Annotated in this window: 23 protein-coding genes; 8 read left to right on the forward strand and 15 right to left on the reverse strand. The window is 30.9% G+C overall.

Annotated elements, in window-relative coordinates:
• The first annotated feature begins 7 nt into the window (after window positions 1–7).
• Window positions 8–226, forward strand: coding sequence for a hypothetical protein (locus D1869_RS11055; protein WP_156015139.1), 219 nt, complete (start codon window positions 8–10; stop codon window positions 224–226).
• On the opposite strand, the gene D1869_RS11060 is transcribed toward D1869_RS11055, so the two are convergent.
• A complete protein-coding gene (locus D1869_RS11060) occupies window positions 215–1294 on the reverse strand; it encodes a glycosyltransferase family 2 protein (RefSeq protein ID WP_184650976.1) in 1080 nt (359 codons plus the stop codon). The genes D1869_RS11055 and D1869_RS11060 overlap by 12 nt on opposite strands.
• 209 nt (window positions 1295–1503) lie before the next feature.
• The gene (locus D1869_RS11065; protein ID WP_184650977.1) at window positions 1504–2100 is read right to left on the reverse strand and encodes an MBL fold metallo-hydrolase; all 597 of its coding nucleotides are present in this window, start codon (window positions 2098–2100) and stop codon (window positions 1504–1506) included.
• 72 nt (window positions 2101–2172) lie between these two features.
• Between D1869_RS11065 and D1869_RS11070 the strand changes: the two genes are divergently transcribed.
• Complete coding sequence (locus D1869_RS11070) at window positions 2173–3489, forward strand: class II fumarate hydratase (protein ID WP_156015142.1); 1317 nt, start codon at window positions 2173–2175, stop codon at window positions 3487–3489.
• Window positions 3486–3941, forward strand: coding sequence for an 8-oxo-dGTP diphosphatase (locus D1869_RS11075; protein WP_156015143.1), 456 nt, complete (start codon window positions 3486–3488; stop codon window positions 3939–3941). The genes D1869_RS11070 and D1869_RS11075 overlap by 4 nt, the downstream gene beginning before the upstream one ends.
• On the opposite strand, the gene D1869_RS11080 is transcribed toward D1869_RS11075, so the two are convergent.
• Both D1869_RS11080 and D1869_RS11085 read right to left on the reverse strand, forming a co-directional pair.
• A complete protein-coding gene (locus tag D1869_RS11080; protein ID WP_156015144.1) occupies window positions 3924–4163 on the reverse strand; it encodes a hypothetical protein in 240 nt (79 codons plus the stop codon). The two genes, D1869_RS11075 and D1869_RS11080, sit on opposite strands and share 18 nt — an antisense overlap.
• The gene (locus D1869_RS11085; protein ID WP_156015145.1) at window positions 4150–5118 is read right to left on the reverse strand and encodes an alpha/beta hydrolase-fold protein; all 969 of its coding nucleotides are present in this window, start codon (window positions 5116–5118) and stop codon (window positions 4150–4152) included. The genes D1869_RS11080 and D1869_RS11085 overlap by 14 nt, the downstream gene beginning before the upstream one ends.
• 41 nt (window positions 5119–5159) lie before the next feature.
• Between D1869_RS11085 and D1869_RS11090 the strand changes: the two genes are divergently transcribed.
• Complete coding sequence (locus tag D1869_RS11090) at window positions 5160–6725, forward strand: cation:proton antiporter (RefSeq protein ID WP_184650978.1); 1566 nt, start codon at window positions 5160–5162, stop codon at window positions 6723–6725.
• On the opposite strand, the gene D1869_RS11095 is transcribed toward D1869_RS11090, so the two are convergent.
• A complete protein-coding gene (locus D1869_RS11095; protein WP_156015147.1) occupies window positions 6688–7224 on the reverse strand; it encodes a DUF429 domain-containing protein in 537 nt (178 codons plus the stop codon). The genes D1869_RS11090 and D1869_RS11095 overlap by 38 nt on opposite strands.
• A 23-nt stretch (window positions 7225–7247) precedes the next feature.
• Between D1869_RS11095 and tpiA the strand changes: the two genes are divergently transcribed.
• Window positions 7248–7937: a triose-phosphate isomerase gene (tpiA, locus tag D1869_RS11100; RefSeq protein ID WP_156015148.1), complete on the forward strand. Its 690-nt coding sequence runs from the start codon at window positions 7248–7250 to the stop codon at window positions 7935–7937.
• Between the two features lie 248 nt (window positions 7938–8185).
• Here the strand turns inward: tpiA and D1869_RS11105 are convergent, their stop codons facing one another.
• From D1869_RS11105 to D1869_RS11115, 3 genes are all read right to left on the reverse strand, one after another.
• Complete coding sequence (locus D1869_RS11105; protein WP_156015149.1) at window positions 8186–8518, reverse strand: hypothetical protein; 333 nt, start codon at window positions 8516–8518, stop codon at window positions 8186–8188.
• 249 nt (window positions 8519–8767) lie between these two features.
• Entirely contained in the window at window positions 8768–9574 is an 807-nt protein-coding gene (locus tag D1869_RS11110; protein ID WP_156015150.1) for an ABC transporter permease, read from the reverse strand.
• Window positions 9549–10682: an extracellular solute-binding protein gene (locus D1869_RS11115; RefSeq protein WP_156015151.1), complete on the reverse strand. Its 1134-nt coding sequence runs from the start codon at window positions 10680–10682 to the stop codon at window positions 9549–9551. Before D1869_RS11115 ends, D1869_RS11110 begins: the two co-directional genes overlap by 26 nt.
• A gap of 114 nt (window positions 10683–10796) precedes the next feature.
• Here D1869_RS11115 and D1869_RS11120 point away from each other — a divergent pair, with 114 nt between their 5' ends.
• Window positions 10797–11405 carry an ATP-binding cassette domain-containing protein gene (locus tag D1869_RS11120; RefSeq protein WP_156015152.1) on the forward strand — a complete coding sequence of 203 codons (609 nt, stop codon included), beginning with the start codon at window positions 10797–10799 and terminating at the stop codon, window positions 11403–11405.
• 3 nt (window positions 11406–11408) lie between these two features.
• On the opposite strand, the gene D1869_RS11125 is transcribed toward D1869_RS11120, so the two are convergent.
• From D1869_RS11125 to D1869_RS11140, 4 genes are read right to left on the reverse strand one after another with little or no spacing between them, the layout of a single operon-like run.
• Window positions 11409–12608 carry a glycerate 2-kinase gene (locus tag D1869_RS11125; protein ID WP_156015153.1) on the reverse strand — a complete coding sequence of 400 codons (1200 nt, stop codon included), beginning with the start codon at window positions 12606–12608 and terminating at the stop codon, window positions 11409–11411.
• Window position 12609: 1 nt separating this feature from the next.
• Complete coding sequence (locus tag D1869_RS11130; protein ID WP_010980110.1) at window positions 12610–12945, reverse strand: DUF2250 domain-containing protein; 336 nt, start codon at window positions 12943–12945, stop codon at window positions 12610–12612.
• Window positions 12938–13573 (reverse strand): metal-dependent transcriptional regulator, encoded by a 636-nt coding sequence (locus D1869_RS11135; protein WP_156015154.1) that lies wholly within the window; start codon window positions 13571–13573, stop codon window positions 12938–12940. Before D1869_RS11135 ends, D1869_RS11130 begins: the two co-directional genes overlap by 8 nt.
• An 8-nt stretch (window positions 13574–13581) precedes the next feature.
• Window positions 13582–13833, reverse strand: a complete 252-nt coding sequence (locus tag D1869_RS11140; protein WP_052846713.1) for a hypothetical protein — start codon at window positions 13831–13833, stop codon at window positions 13582–13584.
• Window positions 13834–13932: 99 nt separating this feature from the next.
• Here D1869_RS11140 and D1869_RS11145 point away from each other — a divergent pair, with 99 nt between their 5' ends.
• Both D1869_RS11145 and D1869_RS11150 read left to right on the forward strand, forming a co-directional pair.
• On the forward strand, window positions 13933–14358 hold the full coding sequence (locus D1869_RS11145; protein ID WP_156015155.1) for a hypothetical protein: 426 nt from the start codon (window positions 13933–13935) through the stop codon (window positions 14356–14358).
• Window positions 14334–14741, forward strand: a complete 408-nt coding sequence (locus D1869_RS11150) for a hypothetical protein (protein ID WP_231113615.1) — start codon at window positions 14334–14336, stop codon at window positions 14739–14741. The genes D1869_RS11145 and D1869_RS11150 overlap by 25 nt, the downstream gene beginning before the upstream one ends.
• On the opposite strand, the gene D1869_RS11155 is transcribed toward D1869_RS11150, so the two are convergent.
• Genes D1869_RS11155 through mobB form a run of 3 tightly spaced genes read right to left on the reverse strand, consistent with a single transcriptional unit; the run spans window position 14722 to window position 16619 of the window.
• Window positions 14722–15414: a class I SAM-dependent methyltransferase gene (locus D1869_RS11155; protein ID WP_156015156.1), complete on the reverse strand. Its 693-nt coding sequence runs from the start codon at window positions 15412–15414 to the stop codon at window positions 14722–14724. The two genes, D1869_RS11150 and D1869_RS11155, sit on opposite strands and share 20 nt — an antisense overlap.
• A 19-nt stretch (window positions 15415–15433) precedes the next feature.
• Window positions 15434–16141, reverse strand: coding sequence for a CBS domain-containing protein (locus D1869_RS11160; RefSeq protein ID WP_156015157.1), 708 nt, complete (start codon window positions 16139–16141; stop codon window positions 15434–15436).
• On the reverse strand, window positions 16131–16619 hold the full coding sequence (gene mobB, locus D1869_RS11165) for a molybdopterin-guanine dinucleotide biosynthesis protein B (RefSeq protein ID WP_156015158.1): 489 nt from the start codon (window positions 16617–16619) through the stop codon (window positions 16131–16133). The genes D1869_RS11160 and mobB overlap by 11 nt, the downstream gene beginning before the upstream one ends.
• Window positions 16620–16626 lie beyond the last annotated feature (7 nt).

The raw sequence follows: 16626 nt of genomic DNA on the forward strand, positions 1-16626 counted from the left end.
ATTTTTTATGGATATAAAAATTATAAAAGCTGAGAAGAAAGGAGATTTTGAAGAAATAGAGGGTTTAGTCCCAGCTAGATGTGCTTTAGGTTACTATCATGTAAAGGTAACTGTAAAGGGATTTAGGCTAATTGATTCTTCTTGTGAATGTGGGGAAAAATTGTGCCCTCATGCGGTTAAGCTTGAAATGGCCTTTTTTAGAAAGAGAAAAGAGTTATCTAGTTAACCAATCTTGCCACCAGAAAGTTATCATAGCATATAGGGAAGCAATATATTGTACTGCTAGTGCGATAGAACCGTATATTAGAGTTTTCAATTTATCTTCTGGAATTAAATAAATCATGGTCATTACAAAGGGTATTATAGCTATAAATCCTCCGTAATGCAAGAATAAATAAAAGATAAAGAAGTCGGAATGGTAACGGGTTGGCAGATACAATAGTAATAAGAGCTTAGTAGTAATTACATTAATTGAGGAATAGATCTTAAGAATTCTAGTGAAACTCATATAAAGGAACAAGAGCGTAAATAATGGTAACAGATTAGTGTATATCATATTAAAAACGTATAATGAACCCCTTTTACTTATACTACCGTCAGCTATCTCCCTTATAAAATTAAGATAATTTGCTCTTGTCCATCTAGTTACTTGTTTCGTAAACATTTTTATGTCTCTAGGGGGTTTTGTATATGCCACTGCATCAAAGACTTTTACAGCCCTATACCCTTTTTTTATAACAAAATCGGTTAAATCTCTATCATCGGAAATTTTAATTGGTCTTCCAAACATTTTAGGCTCTAAAAACTCTTTAGATAATATATATGGCTTTACGAGTTCGGTCCTATATATTACACACTGTCCACTTAATATTATAGCACTTCCAAAATAGTTTACCGCCCTGTTTACTATCTCACTTAATCTCTCAAAGAACTCGCCATAATAATATGCATATTTATTTTTCTCGTCATACATAATTCTAATATTTGGCCCTACTCCACCTACTGACTCATCAAAAACACTTAACATCTTTAGTATAGAGTCTTTGTAAATAATCGTATCACTATCTAGAAACATCACTAGAGGAGATCTTACATACTTAACTCCCTCGGCTAACGCGTATCTTTTCCCCTTATGTTCACGCATATAAATAAATTTACCACCATATCTTTCCGTAATTGATTTGTATGGTTCTAGAACACTATCCCCTACAACAATAAATTCTAACCTTGTGTCATATAAAGTCCTTATAACTTTTTCAAAAATATCTATTTCCTCCTTGTAAACTGGTATCACAACTGTAAGATCAGAGAGGTTATAAAAACTTGAGCGTTGAGTTTTTCTATTATTACTTATTACTGCAAAAAATGAATTTAAAAAGAAATAAAGAATAGTTATAATTGTGAATGAAAGAGAATAAATGAAATATGAAATTCCGTGAAATAAGTGAAACATAATTACCACTATAATGCTCGATATCGAAATATATAACGATTTTTCCTAATTCACCATTCGAATTCTCCGTTCAAAAAGGGGTTAGTTAACTTTTCGTATCCCAGAGTTGTAAAGAAACCATGACCAGGATAAACTGTTAATCCGTCATTTAATTCCATTAACTTATTTAGACTCTTTTTTAGTAAATTTTTGTCTCCTCCTAAATCATACCTTCCAATACTTCCGTTAAATAATGTGTCTCCCGTAAAAATTCCGTCATCAAAAATATAACAGACACTACCCATTGTATGTCCTGGTGTCTCTATCACTTTTAGTTCTTCATTCCCTATTTTTATTATAGATTTTTCATCTATGAAACCATCTGGTACTATTCCTTTAGTCCTTTCATCTCGTCTTAATAAATGTAAATCACTTCTATGTAAGAAGAATGGAACATTAAAATATTTCTTTACTTCAGTAACACCCAATACATGATCAAAATGCCCATGCGTGGCATAAATTGACTTAAGTTTTATGTTATTTGTTAAGATATAATCTATAACCTCAGATGGATTTTCTGCGACGTCTATTAATATTCCTTCATCTCCAGAAATAACTAAGTAAGTATTGGTAGAATACTCGCCTAAGATAAAACGTTTAACTATCATCATAAAAAATCTTTCTGATATCCTAAATAAGTTAACGTAAAAGTAATTAATGATTAATACTTTAGTTATATGATGAAATACACTGAGACTGCACCAAAACTTTTTATGAACACAGGAACTAGATTTCCTAGAAAAATAATCTGGGCTATGGGACTTATAAAATACGCAGCAGCAAAAGTTAATTCTGATCTTAACCAGTTGGAAAAAGAAATAGCTAAAGGTATTATGCAAGCAGCAAAAGAAGTTATGGAAGGAAAACATGATGATAAAATAGTTTTAGATGTATTTCAAACAGGCTCTGGTACTGGACTAAATATGAATATTAATGAAGTGATAGCAGAAAGGGCAACTGAAATGATTGGAAAAAAAGTTCACCCAAATGATCACGTAAATTTAGGGCAATCATCTAACGATACTGTTCCTACCGCAATAAGAATAGCAGCAACTTCAGCAGTTGAAGAACAACTTATACCAGCACTTAGTAAATTTGTTTCTATTCTTAATAGAAAAAGTGAAGAATTTAAGGATATTGTGAAATCTGGAAGGACTCATTTAAGGGACGCGTTACCAGTTACCTTAGGTCAAGAGCTTTCAGCATATGCAGACGCTTTCTACCACGATATGACCAATTTACAACAAGTACTAGAATATGTTAAGGAGCTTCCTATTGGTGGCACTGCAGTAGGTACTGGATTAAACTCACATCCAGAATTTCAACTGAGAGTTATTCAAGAGGTTAATAATGAAACTGGATTAGGCTTCAAACCAGCTAATAAGTTTAGAGGATTAAGGCTTTTAACGGACTTACTTAGTCTAAGCGGTATTATGAGAACAATTGCGGTAGATCTTTACAGACTTGGACAAGATATTAGATTAATGTTTTCTGGACCAATGACTGGTTTCAATGAAATAGATCTACCTACTCAAGAAGAAATAGCTGGAAGTAGTATTATGCCGGGTAAAACAAACCCAGTTACTGCGGAGGCAACATTATTAGTCTCAGCTCAAGTAGTAGGATTAGATCATGCCAATCAATTTGCATCAATGTTAGGCGAGTTTGAGTTAGCCATGGGCGTTCCTTTGATTGGATATAATGTGGTTACTCAAATAAACTTACTTACAGAGGCATTAAATAAATTTGGAGATTTGGTAATTAATGGTATGATTCCTAATATAGAAAAAATGAAAAGATATGCTGAAAGCAGTCCTTCGTTAATTACTGTAATATCACCTATAATTGGTTATGATAAGGCTAGCGAAATAGGAAAGAGATTAAGTAAAGGAATGTCTATAAGAGAAGCATTAAAAGAGTTAGGGTTTAAGGATGATGAAATAGATAGGATACTAGATTTATCAAAATTAGTTAAGCCAGGTTTTCCTGCAAAATGATTACTTGTTTAGTAATTATAAAGGCTAATAATAATTTTTTATTATTTATAAGGAAAAAGAGAGGATTAGGGAAAGGTCTAATTACATTCCCTGGAGGTAAGGTTGAAGATAAAGAGAAGATTGAAGAATGTGCAATAAGAGAAGTTAAAGAAGAAGTTAACATTACTATTTTTGAACCTAAGCTTGTAGGAAAAATAAAGTTTTACCTAGATGATTATGAAGCGGAAACAACATATGTGTTTGTTACAGATAAATACGAAGGAAAACCGGAAGAAACTGATGAAGCAATACCTATTTGGCTAAATTATATACCTTATGAAGAAATGTGGGAAGACGATAAAGTATGGTTACCTCTTGTACTAGAAGGAAAGAAAATTTGCTGTGAATTTAAATTTGATAAGAACTGGCAAGAATTTAAGGGAGGATATTGTAATTTATGCGAACTTACATGATTTTTTTCTAGTAAATAAAATATTGTATATTTTATTAAGGCAGTCTTTAACATCATCCTTGCACTCGAAAAGCTTATACCCGTTCTCCTTAGCTTTTATGATTTCTTCTTCATTAACTGTGTGGACAACTAGCACATCTATCTTTTTTATATCCTCGTTTAACTCCATTACTCCGTCTTCGTTCAAAAGAAAAAACTTTTCCTTAATCTTAACTATTGTCACCATTAAACACCTTACTTATTAACGAAATGGATATATCGTATCTATAAGAAGTATTAAAATGACCTCCCTCATATTCTTCAAATTCATGCTTAACATTATACCTTAGCATTTTCTTGTGTAGTATCCTCATACCAAAATTTAACCTAAACTCATCTTTATTACCCACATCAAGATAAATCAGCCTTAATTTTTTCAAATTATCAGCATATTTTTCTACCAATCTTACTGGATCTTTTTCTAACCATTTTTTCCAAACATCTTCAATTATTTCTCCGGTATCAAGATCGAATGGCAAAACAATCTCTGTACCTTCTGGCGAATAAAATGCGGCCATGGCAATAATATTTAGTGTGTTAAGATCATCTTTATCCTTCTTATTTTCCTTACTCCAATATTTTTCTAACCACTTATTAAGGCTACCTTCTCTCCTTATATGCCTAATAGCATGAGGAAAATAAGGTAAGTAAACATATTCAAAATATGAATCTCCAGAATGATCTATTAGACCACTTATTACTTCTGGGTATTTCATAGCTAAAACTATAGAACCATAACCCCCAGAAGATTTTCCCATTAATATTACATCCCTCTTTCCGTATACATCAAAAAGGTAAGGGATTAATTCTTTTATAATAAAATCCTCGTACATCCCTACTGCTGACGAATTTATGTATTGATTCCCACCCAATTTTGTAAAAAGATCTGGAAGTATGAAGATTAAGTTCTTAACTTTTCCCTCCTTATGTAGTCTTTCTAGTTTTTCATTTATAGATTCTGATAAGGGATCATAGTTTAAGAGTGTGATAGAAGAAGAGAAAAATCCACTCAAATAAATTACTATTGGAGCTTGAGTTACATCTCCAACCTCTATGGAATAGAGTTTTCTAACACTGGGATCTTTTAAAGGATTATCTTTTAATATATTGCTCTCGATTGTAAAGCTTTTGATTAACATCTACAAAAATAGTTATATTGACAAGGAAATAATTAATTTTTGTGAGTGAATTTACTAGCTTAGCTGAAGTACTTGTTATTGCTAGCTTCTTAGGGCTTTTGCTCAGAAGAATAAACGTTTCTCCAGTTATTGCTTATCTTGTATCTGGAATAATAGGAGTAGAATTAGGATTAAATTATAGTAGTTCAATATTTCAGTTTCTAACTTTTCTTGCAGTAAATTTGCTTTCATTTGAAATGGGCGTATCTGTTAATTTAATTGATTTAAAGAAAATATTTAGGAGAGCTTTATTCATAGTTCTAACTGAATTTCTAGTTGTTACTACAGTAGTTATGCTAATTTCCCTTTTCATAAGACTTAATTTCATAAGTACAATCCTTCTTGTAGTAATAGGATTTAATACCAGTACTTCAATTGCGTACAAATTAGCTGAGAAAACACTTGATCAGAATGATTTAAAAATAGTACTCTCAGTTTCATCTTTAGAAGACACAGTAGCTTTTGTGGTTCTGGGTGTAATCTCATCTAATTCCTTTAACCTTATAGAAATAATAGTTTCAGCACTTATTTCTATTACTTTAGGATACTTAATATCCAAATTATTAATAAATCCTACCATAAACTTCTCTGATGACTCAATAATTTTATCTGGTGTGGCTTCCGTATTTCTTTTTAATATTTTAAGTCAGTTACTTAATATACCTTCTACTTTAGCTTCTTTTCTTCTAGGGATAGGAACTTCTTATGCTTCTTCAGATAGTGAAAAAATTGTGAAAAGCATTAAGCCTTTAACAGATTTTACGCTAATCCTATTCTTCTTTGTCGCAGGAAGTTATATTAAACTTTCAACTTACTTATTTTATGCTCTACCTATTTCTATAGTTCTAGTACTTACAAAATATATAGCATTTAGTACTGCGTATTGGATATCTGGCATAGAGTTTATTAGAGCATTTAGAACTGGACTTTTCATGAGCTCTCTTAGTGAATTTGGAATCGTAATTTCATTAACAGCTTTACAAGAAGGATTACCAGTACTATCAGCGTACAATATTTCTAGCATTGTAGTAGCAATATCATCTACAATCGCAAGTATAGTAACAACTAGGAACAAGGCAATAATCTCTATTCTAAATAAAATTTACTATAAATTAAGCCTAAACAAAGTAGATAATATTGTAAGAAGAGCTTCATCTCACCAATTTAAAATCCCAGAAATAGTGATAGTAATGGTAAGGTACATAATTATAAGTGTAACTATAACTTTTTCTGGGGCTTATCTGATTTATTTACTATACACAATAAGCCCTTTCTTGATTTATGTTTCTTACATATTAATCGTAGTAATCCCAGCTATGCTTTTTATTCTCCTTGTAACCACAACAAATAACATTAGAGGAAAGTATGGGGAGGCTGAATTTATAGTAGAATTATTCTTTGTAATAGTTTTTATAATAAATGTTTTTGAATTTGAAATATTCTTCCTAAAACTAATCTCATTTAACATAATAGCTTTTATACTTTCGATAGTCATAGGCAGTATAATCACTATCTTATCTTTCTCAAGAATTAAGAAACTCCTTGAAGATATTGAGAAATTATTCTAAAACATTTATCACTAATTTTGTTTATTTCAATCTTTTCTTGAGGTAAAATATATATAATTCCATCAACGGACGAAATCTCCATTGTTTTTCTTATGAAATAATAATATGAAGTTAGAGCACATATAACTGCATCTATAATATCTTTTTTACTACTAAACTCTCTCCAATTTAAATTAAGATTCTTAATGGAAGAAGTAGGATGAGTTTCTATCACGATTTTATTAACAAACATTTCCTTTAGAGCTATAGCCTTATTAACTAATTCTCTCATCCATGAAGGAGGTAAAACTTTATAACCTTTTCTTAGCATCTCTTTGTCAACTTCCCTAAATCCATTAGAAGTAGATAAAGGCGCATCTATTGAAATAACTAAAGCATCCTTACATTCTTCATAAATCTCTATATTATCCATAAGCTCTTTAACACATACAATGTTATTTTCTAATATTCCAACAGCTGAAGGTCTTTTAACAGCCAAATCAATACCACAAAATTTCAATATTTCCTACCAGAGAAAATATTGTGAAACCCCCTATAATATTGATCAACTACAAGGCATATGAGAATTCCTATGGAGAAAAAGGAGTAGAGATATCTAAAAAGATAGAGAAAGTCAGTAAGGATTACGGAGTACCCATTATTATATCAGTTCCAGCAACAATGATATATAAACTCTCTCAAATTTTGGAAATACCAGTATATGCACAGCATGTTGATGCATTAAGACATGGAGCACATACAGGTGCAATCTTACCAGAGATGATAAAAGATGCTGGAGCTAAGGGATCATTACTTAATCACAGTGAAAGAAAAATTAGATTAGACGAAATACACGAGGCAGTTACAAGGATAAGAGATTTAGGATTAGAGAGTGTTGTTTGTGCCGACTCTTATGAACTAGTTCATCCTCTAGCATTACTTAGACCCAACGCTATACTTATAGAACCTCCGGAATTAATTGGAAGTGGAAGAGCAGTATCTAAAGAAAAACCAGAAGTTATAACAAGAGCAGTTAACGAGATAAAAAAGGTAGAAGGAGTTTACTTAATTGCTGGAGCTGGGATTACGACAGGCGAAGATGTATATAAAGCAATCGAATTAGGAGCTGATGGTATTGGTGTTGCTAGTGCAGTAATGAAATCATCAACACCAGAAAAAATAGTAGAAGATTTCGTTATAAATGCTTTGAAAGCTATTGATAAAAAGAAATAAAATCAATAACTATATCAAAATAATTTCTATATTTTTCAAAAATTTTAATCAGTATTTCTTTTCTATTTCTTGATTCGATATACTGGATAAGGTATAAAGAGATTGCTATAATTAAATCACAAAAAGAATAAAATCTTGATAAAAATTCTATTACTGAGATATTTATTTTTATCCTTCGTCTCTCAACGTAATAAGGTCTAAAACCTGAGAATAGTTCTATTTCTATATTCTTAAGTTCTTCTGGTATATTATAGCACAATATCGATAAGTTTAAATACAACAGAATTTTCACCGAAGTATTTTCTTATAATCTCCTTTATTTTATCTATGTTTTTTATAAAAGCGTAAAGTATAGCTATTAGAAGATAAGAAGAAGTAATCTCATACTCTCCGCTACTTTGAACAGAAAAACTCTCAAATCTAACTGAATTTATCTTAACTGTTTTATCCTCTACTAGGGAAATTACATTATAGGGTAAGTCTATTATAATAACGTTAAAGTTCTCATTTGATATACCTTCCTTAAGCAGTATATCATTAGCTATTTTAGTTATACAATCTAAATCTTTACAGTTTATCATCAGGTGAACAACCCATCATCACTTTTTCAGTTAAGGTTGGTTTCCTCATTAATTACATTTTCTTATTAATCATTTTTAAGTATTTACTTGAGATTAAACTTTTCGTTAATTAAGTTAAGAGTAATTATCTTCAGATAGTGTTTATAATCTGAAAAAAGAGGTATTGATAAAAGATTTTTGACATAAAACTTTAGGGACTAAATGAGCTGGATCAAAAAATTAGAAATTATTGAAAATAACGATAAAACATTACAATCCTTCTCTCTTAAAACTAAAGTAAATAAACACTCTTGTAATTGCTACTAGAATTAGAGAGAAGAGAATTAATGTTGAAGCTTCAGTTACTGATGCATTAAAGTATGTTAAAAATGTATTGTAGACACATACTGAGGCTACCGGAACACCATTAAATATCCATCCAGAAACATAAGGTGCAACAATAACAACTGAACCAAACTCACTTATAGCTCTAGCCATTGAAGTTAAACCAGCAGATATTATACCTCTTACTGAGGATGGTAAAATCACTCTAAAATAAGTTCTTAGTTCTGAAGCTCCTAGACTTAATGCATAATATTCATGGCTTCTTGGAAGAGCTTCATAAAAGTTCTGCATTGCTCTTACATAAATAGGTGAAGAAACTATCATTAAGGCAAGTATTAAACCTAAATATGTAAAGAAGAAATTTATTCCATGGGTTTCTAAAAATCTTCCTAGAGGATTTAATGGACTATCTATAAAAAGTAAAGCTATACCAACTACTGGATGAGGAACTGAAGCAGGAATGTCAACAATAGCCTCTATGATCGGATTTCTATGTCTAGCTAAGTAATAGGCTAAAGGAGTAAATAGAATTATGATTAACATAATGCTAATGGAGGAAGCAAAAAACGTTAACTCTATTGATCTTACTATGGCACTCCCGAAGGCATATTTCATAGAAAAATAAGGACCATAACCATAATAAAGAACTGCAAGAATTGGGAAAATGAGGAGAAAAGCTAGAAAAAATACTAATGCCTTAAAAAGATTAAACTGCACTGAAGTTCCCGCCATACTGTAGTACACCTTGATTTAACAGATTAAGAATTTGTGATGGAACATCGCTCTTGTTTTGATAGAATAATAATGGGTGAGTTATCGGTGTTACACCAAACATTGATAGTTCTTGAACATGATCTACTATAAACTCAACAAACTCTATAGCTCCTTGTTCATTTGAGGCATTTACTGGAATAGTTATATATAGATAAACAGGATTTCCATAAATCTTCAACGTTTGGCCATTAACTGTTATTTTATAGAAGAAGAAACTATCCCAACTAGTTTCATTAGGATAATATCCAAAGCTTAACCATGGAGGAAGTTTTAAATATTGTAAGTGCTGAGAAATTGCATAAGATACATAAGAGAACGTAAAATCAAGTTTACCTGTTGCTAGATCTGGGACAAAGTCTGCTGTAGTAGGTGCTGATACAACATTTGGATTGTGATTAACTAAGTTAATAAAGTAATCAAAACTATGATTAGCATACAGATAACCCGCCATCTTTAAAATCAAATAAGCATATAAGCCTTCAGGATCACTACTTGGGTTTGAAATACCTAGACTAAACTTTGTTGTTAATAAATAGAAGAAGTTATACCAGTATTGGCTTTCATTAGTTTTCATAGCCATCGTATAGTTTGAATATAACTGATTCCAGTAAGGACTTTGAGTAGTATAGTTACTGTAAATTATAGCCATTTGGTCAGAGATAAAAGCTATTGCCCAACCTGGGTCTCTATTACCTTCTAATTCAACAGCTTGAATATAAGCCACTGGTACAAAAACGCTAACAGGTTGTCCTTTTGCAATCTGAGCTGCTAATCCGAATGAGCCTCCTGGTACTACGTCTACAGTAATTCCAGTCTGGTTCTCAAACTGCTTAGCTAAATAGTCAAATATAGCCTTATAGGCACCAGCAACATAGACAATGACCGGACCACTTGATGAAGGAGAAACAGAAGATGATGTAGTTGTTGGTGTGGTAGTACTTGTAACTGAAGACGATGATGGATGGTGAGTTAGCAACAACACAGCAGCTACTGCTACTATTGCTATTATAACTATTGCTATAATGACATAAGAAGAGATTGCCTTATATACCTTGTGCCTCGACATTTGTATTTAATTAGAAATATTCCTATATTTAAATATTTTCATCAGTCCCTATATTAGAAGATTATATTTATATAGTCAAAATTTTTAAAACTTTTAGATAATTAATAGTAATCAATGCTTGAGGCTGAAGTAGAAAAACGTTATTCTGGTTTTGCTCTCAATATACAGTTTAAGGATAAAGGTATAATTTCAATAATAGGAAAAAATGGAAGTGGAAAGACTACTTTTCTTAAAATTTTATCTGGAATAATACAACCAGATAGAGGATATGTAAAACTTGACGGTAGAGATATTACTAATTTACCTATAAACAAAAGAAATATTGTCCTAGTGAACCAAGAAACATACATACCTAATTTTAATGTTAGGAAACATCTCGTTTGGGGTGCAAAGATTAGAAAAATAAAAGTTGATGAGAAAGAGATTATTGAAATTGCTAAGATGTTAGACGTACCAATTAATGAAAATAAAAAAGTTGGACAATTGAGTCTTGGTAATAAAGAAAAAGTTTCACTTGCAACTGCTATTATAGCTAGACCCAGAGTTATACTAGTGGATGAAGGCTTTAGTAATATAAATAATAAGAGAAATTTCATAAGAAATTATATTAATTTAGCTAGAATTTATGGGATAGATATAATATATGTTACACAAGACATCGAAGATACAAAGCTAGCTGAGAAAACATATATGATGGAGAATGGAAGCTTAAAATCGATTTAAAAATCAAGTAACTTCTAAAACGTAAACGTTATTGACATTTGAAAATGTGTAACCGGTTTTAACAACTCTTCCAACTTTTTCTAAAGCCTCATAAGAGGAGTGAGAATAAATATAATACTCAATATTATCAACTATTGTATCTTCATCAACAATACAACCAGCATACTCACTATTTCCATCTATTCCATCGGTAGCTATAGCATAAAGTTTAAATTTGTGACGGTAATCCCTCTTAACCCATTTTAAGAAACCTAAACAAACTTCACCATTTCTTCCTCCCTTACCTGCTTTGCCTTCAATTTTTACATCAGGTTCTCCTCCAGCTAAAAGAGTGTAGGGAGGTTTTAAGCCTAGGTTACTAAAAGAAGTATTAACAATCCCAGCTAAATTCTGGCCAAAAGAATATGCATCGCCTCTTATCTCACTAGATAAAATAATAGGATTTTGGACTATATCTTTTAATTTTCTTAAAACAATATTTATATCAAGAATTAAAAAATTGAATGAATTATGAATCTCTTTCTTCGTCTCAATAAGATATTTGGAATATTCTCCTAAACCTATTTTATTTAAAATAAGTTTAGCGTCATCTACGGTACTACTATCTGGCAAAGTTGGACCACTACCTACAGCACTTAAATCCCCTCCTGGAACATCACTAACTATTAAAGTTAAAATAGGAGCCTTGGAGAACTCAGTTAATTTTCCACCTTTAATTAATGATAAGTGTTTTCTTACTATATTTATTTCATTAATACTTAGTCCAGATTTAACTAATTTCTCATTAATATCTCTTAATATCTCAAAAGGTACATTAGAATATTCCATTAATGCTGAAGCTCCACCAGAAAGAAGAAAAACTAGTAGGTCGTAATCTTCATTTTTTAGGAACTTAATAACTTCCGTTCCTGCCTTAAAACTTAATTCAGAGATATCTGGGTGAGTAGATTCGATTACCTTTACCTTCGGAAGAGAAACATAAGAACCTTTTGGAAGTATAATTAAACCTTTAACATCTTCAAGTTTATCTACAAAAAATTTAGCCATTTTATATGAAGCTTTTCCAACAGCAATAAGTGCCGGTTTTGTATAAGGAAAATGATTGCCCTCAACTATTATTTCATTCTTCTTGATTACTACTCTTTCATCTAAGGCTATATAAGGGTCTGAAAATGTTAATATTTTCTCTATTATTTTATCCATGTTATTTAGTCTCCTTATATAGTTCTGACGCAATTTTTTTACCTTTTTTCGTTAGATCATAATATATTCCCTTAGGCTTATGATCCAATTCCTTGGCCTTAACTTTTAGCCATGGCTTGACTGAAGATGTAACACTTCTTTTTAAGGCACCTTGAAATCTTTGCAACAGACCCTCTTCTTCTAATTTCTTGCAAGCTTTTTCAATTTCGTCTTCACTATATTTAGGCGCCCAACCACTTTCACCTAACAACCTCCTAGCCATATACCATGGATTATCGGGACCATATTTGTAAATATGAATAAGTATTTTTTTCTCTAAATCTGAAAGTTCACTCACTAACTAGCACCTCTTCAGCTAGTGCTTTAGGAATAGATTCTTTTTTACTATCAATTTCTATTACAAAATCATTGTCACTCTTTTTAATTAATTTTATCTCGACCCCAGGTTTAATATTTAGCTCATCGGCCATAGATAAAATCCATTCTTCTTCTCTTATAATCATTATAACTTTATATTTTTTATTACATTCTGCTTCAGACAATTTTATTCCATTTATTTTAACTTCTCTTCCCGGAATAGGATGACCATGAGGACAAGTTAAAGGTTTACCAAGAAGTTCATCAATTTTATCTACCACATCTTCTGGCCAGATGTGCTCAAGTCTATGAGCAAGTTGATGAGCTCTAATCCAATCAAGTCCTATTATATCAGTTAATAACCTTTCAGAAAGCCTATGAGCCCTAATTAGCTTCTCAGCAATCTTCTTACCTTCAGTTGTTAATTTAATTTTCTTATTATCTCTTTCAATCAATCCAATTTTCTCTAATTTTTCAAGAGCTTTACTAACTGTGCCAGGTGATACATTAAAAGCAAGAATAAGATCAGAAACCCTGGCATATCCTTTAAGTAACTCAATTTCATAAATCTCTTTTAAGTAATTTTCTAATGGTTCAGATAGTTCCATACAAAAAATTACTTAACGATAATTTTAGTTTTTACTGTTTGAATAAGCCTGGGTGTTTCTCCTTCTTCTTTTACAAATACATTTACATTAGCCTGAAATTTACCTTCATAACCATGAGTTTTAAGATATTCTCTAACTCTATCAAGGGCCTCATCAATAGCTGATGAAATATGCTCATGCATTTTAGAAGCAATTTGTGGAACATCTAGATCTAATTCAGTTATCGCATAATATTTTTTTATTTCTTCCGAAGCTCTCATGTGTATCTAAAATAAAACTTCTTTTCATCAAATTAAAATTTAAGGTTTTAATTTCGAACTAGAAAAGCTTAATATAAATGGAGTAATATCATATCATATATGTACAAAGTTATTTTTAAGGTAATTAGCAATGGTTCTTTTACTAATTCCCTTAAGGAATTGAGAAAGGCTGGTTTCATTCCAATATACTTTAGAAGAGATAATGGAGTTGAGGAATATACTACTCTTTACAATTCTAATGATATTAATGAAGTTAAAGAAGCGATTATTGATTTTGCCTATTTGATTTCTAGGCAAGGTAAGAATGGAGGATATGATTTTGCTAAGATATATAAGGTTGAGGATAAATACATTGGAAAACTAGCAGGAGGAGGTTTAGGAGCTCTATTAGGTTATCAGTTTGGAGGTATTGCTGGACTTATATTAGGGACATTAGGAGGAATATTTTTAGGTGAGTTATTCGATATATCATATGGTCAAACTTTAGTGGGGTTAATGAATTGGCCAATCCAATTAACCAGTTAACTAAAAGGGGTTTAAGTATTTTATTAGGAGTTGTTATGTTTTTAACATCAGTACTGCTGATTACTAAAGTTCATGTTAATCTGTCAGAGATATTATTCACGTTTAATCCTTATCCATTTTACTTCATAGGGTTAATATTTGGAGTTGAAAGAATATTTTACGGAGTTACGGGTAGTTCAAAACTTCTTTCATTAATTATGGGTGGGGGAGAATATTCCTCACTAAGTACTTTGGCCTTATTTATATTCTTCTTAAGTTTTGGATTATATGTAATAATTTATACAATAGCTTATACGCAAATAATATTACAGATGTTAAATGTAATTAATGGGATTAGTTATTTGCTTTTCTCTTTAAGTATATTTAAGGCTTGGCACATGTGAAAAATGTCCAAGCACCAATTTTTTCATAATCTACTTTAAGTCCGACCTCTTCAAATATCTTTATATAATAATCCACAGGATGTATTCTTAATCCCCAAATTGCAGCTAAAAATTGACTTATCATGTTATTTTTTGTTAAAATTGTTGCAACACATCTCTTACCATGTTTTAGTACCCTATTTATCTCTCTTACTGCAACTAACACTGAAGGAAACATATGAAGAACAAACATTGCAGAAATACCATCTATAGATTCATCAGCAAATGGGAGCTTTAATGCATTCCCTCTTACTGCGATCACATTTGGTCTTTTATCCTTTAATATTTTTAAAAACTTATACGAGATATCAAGACCCATACAGATTTCACATTTAACATAATCAAAGATCTTCCCTGTTCCAGTACCTATATCTAAAACTATAGTACCGCTAATCATTTCTCCTGCTTTTCTCATTATATAACTATAACTTTTACCAGAAGTAATCAAAAGACCTAAAGGGGCCCAAACAGGTTCATAAACGGGAGCAATTAGATCAAGAATCTTTTCACTTTTTATGTTTTCTGTTAATAAATCTATTATTCCATCAACTTCAGAAAATGTATGACCTTTTTCACATACCCATTTCTTAACAAACTTAGAACCGTCAATAGGGCATCTAAATATATCGCTCATTAAAATACCTATACTATATCTAATATATTAAATTTGATAAAGCAAAAGCAACCAAATCTTTTAAAGTTACTATCTCTATATTTTTAGAATCAGTTACAATTACACTACCTATATTTCTTTTAATCATCGTACTAACTACTGTGTGTAAACTCTCTTCTTTACTTACACTATAAACTTCCACTATCATTATTTTACTAATACTTAAATTGAGATCTATATCGTAATTATAAACAATATCTCTTGATGAAACTATACCATATAAAAACTTATCATAAACGGGCATATGTCTAATCTTATTCTTTAACATAAGTTCACCAACAGTTTTTATCTTTGTATATGGTTCAACAAATATAGCTTCTTTAGATAATTCGCCTATAAGTGCATTACTCTTTGACCAATCTATCTGTGATATAACATCTTTGTACGTTATTATCTTATTGTCATAAATTACTGAATCTGTATCGTTAATAATCATACTTCTCGTTATTTCCTTTAACTCATTGCTTTTCACTATGACTGGAAATTTCAATTTAGCATCTTTTAGTTTAGATTCAACATCATTATTAATTATATGATATAGTGCTTCATCAACACTAAAAATTCCTAAAATATTGTTACTTCTACTAACAACTATTCTTCTTATATTGTTTCTCTTCATAAAGAAGAGCGCATCTATAACATAAGCGTCTGGATCAACACTTATTATTTCTCTTCCTTCAACTCTCAATCTTTAATTCCCTAATCTTAAGATAATTCAACAAATTATATAATAGTACTGTTAATGGATCATTACATTCAACTTTTTTACCGTTAATTATGAGATTACACTCTTTCTTACAATTTTCGGCCTCACTAACTATTCTTCTACTAATTTCGTCTACCTCAGTAAGATTATGTATCTCAATTTTCTTTCCTAATTCTAAATCTTTATAGCCTTCAACAAGAATAATATCGACTGGAAGAAGATAAAGAAGATTTAAATTACATCTATAAAACATAACACATTTTGAATCATTAAAAATTACAATATCCGAACCAGCTTCCCAAAAACGATATGTATCTTTACCTTGTATGTCAATCTCGTGATGAGAATGCTTAACTACAGCCACCTTATAGCCTTTTTCCTTCAGAATCTTAACAGCTCTTTCAATCGCCGAAGTCTTTCCCGTATCCTTTTTGCCTACTACTTGTATAATGCAACCCATATGCTAA

Source organism: Sulfurisphaera ohwakuensis (assembly GCF_009729055.1).
Lineage (GTDB): Archaea > Thermoproteota > Thermoprotei_A > Sulfolobales > Sulfolobaceae > Sulfurisphaera > Sulfurisphaera ohwakuensis.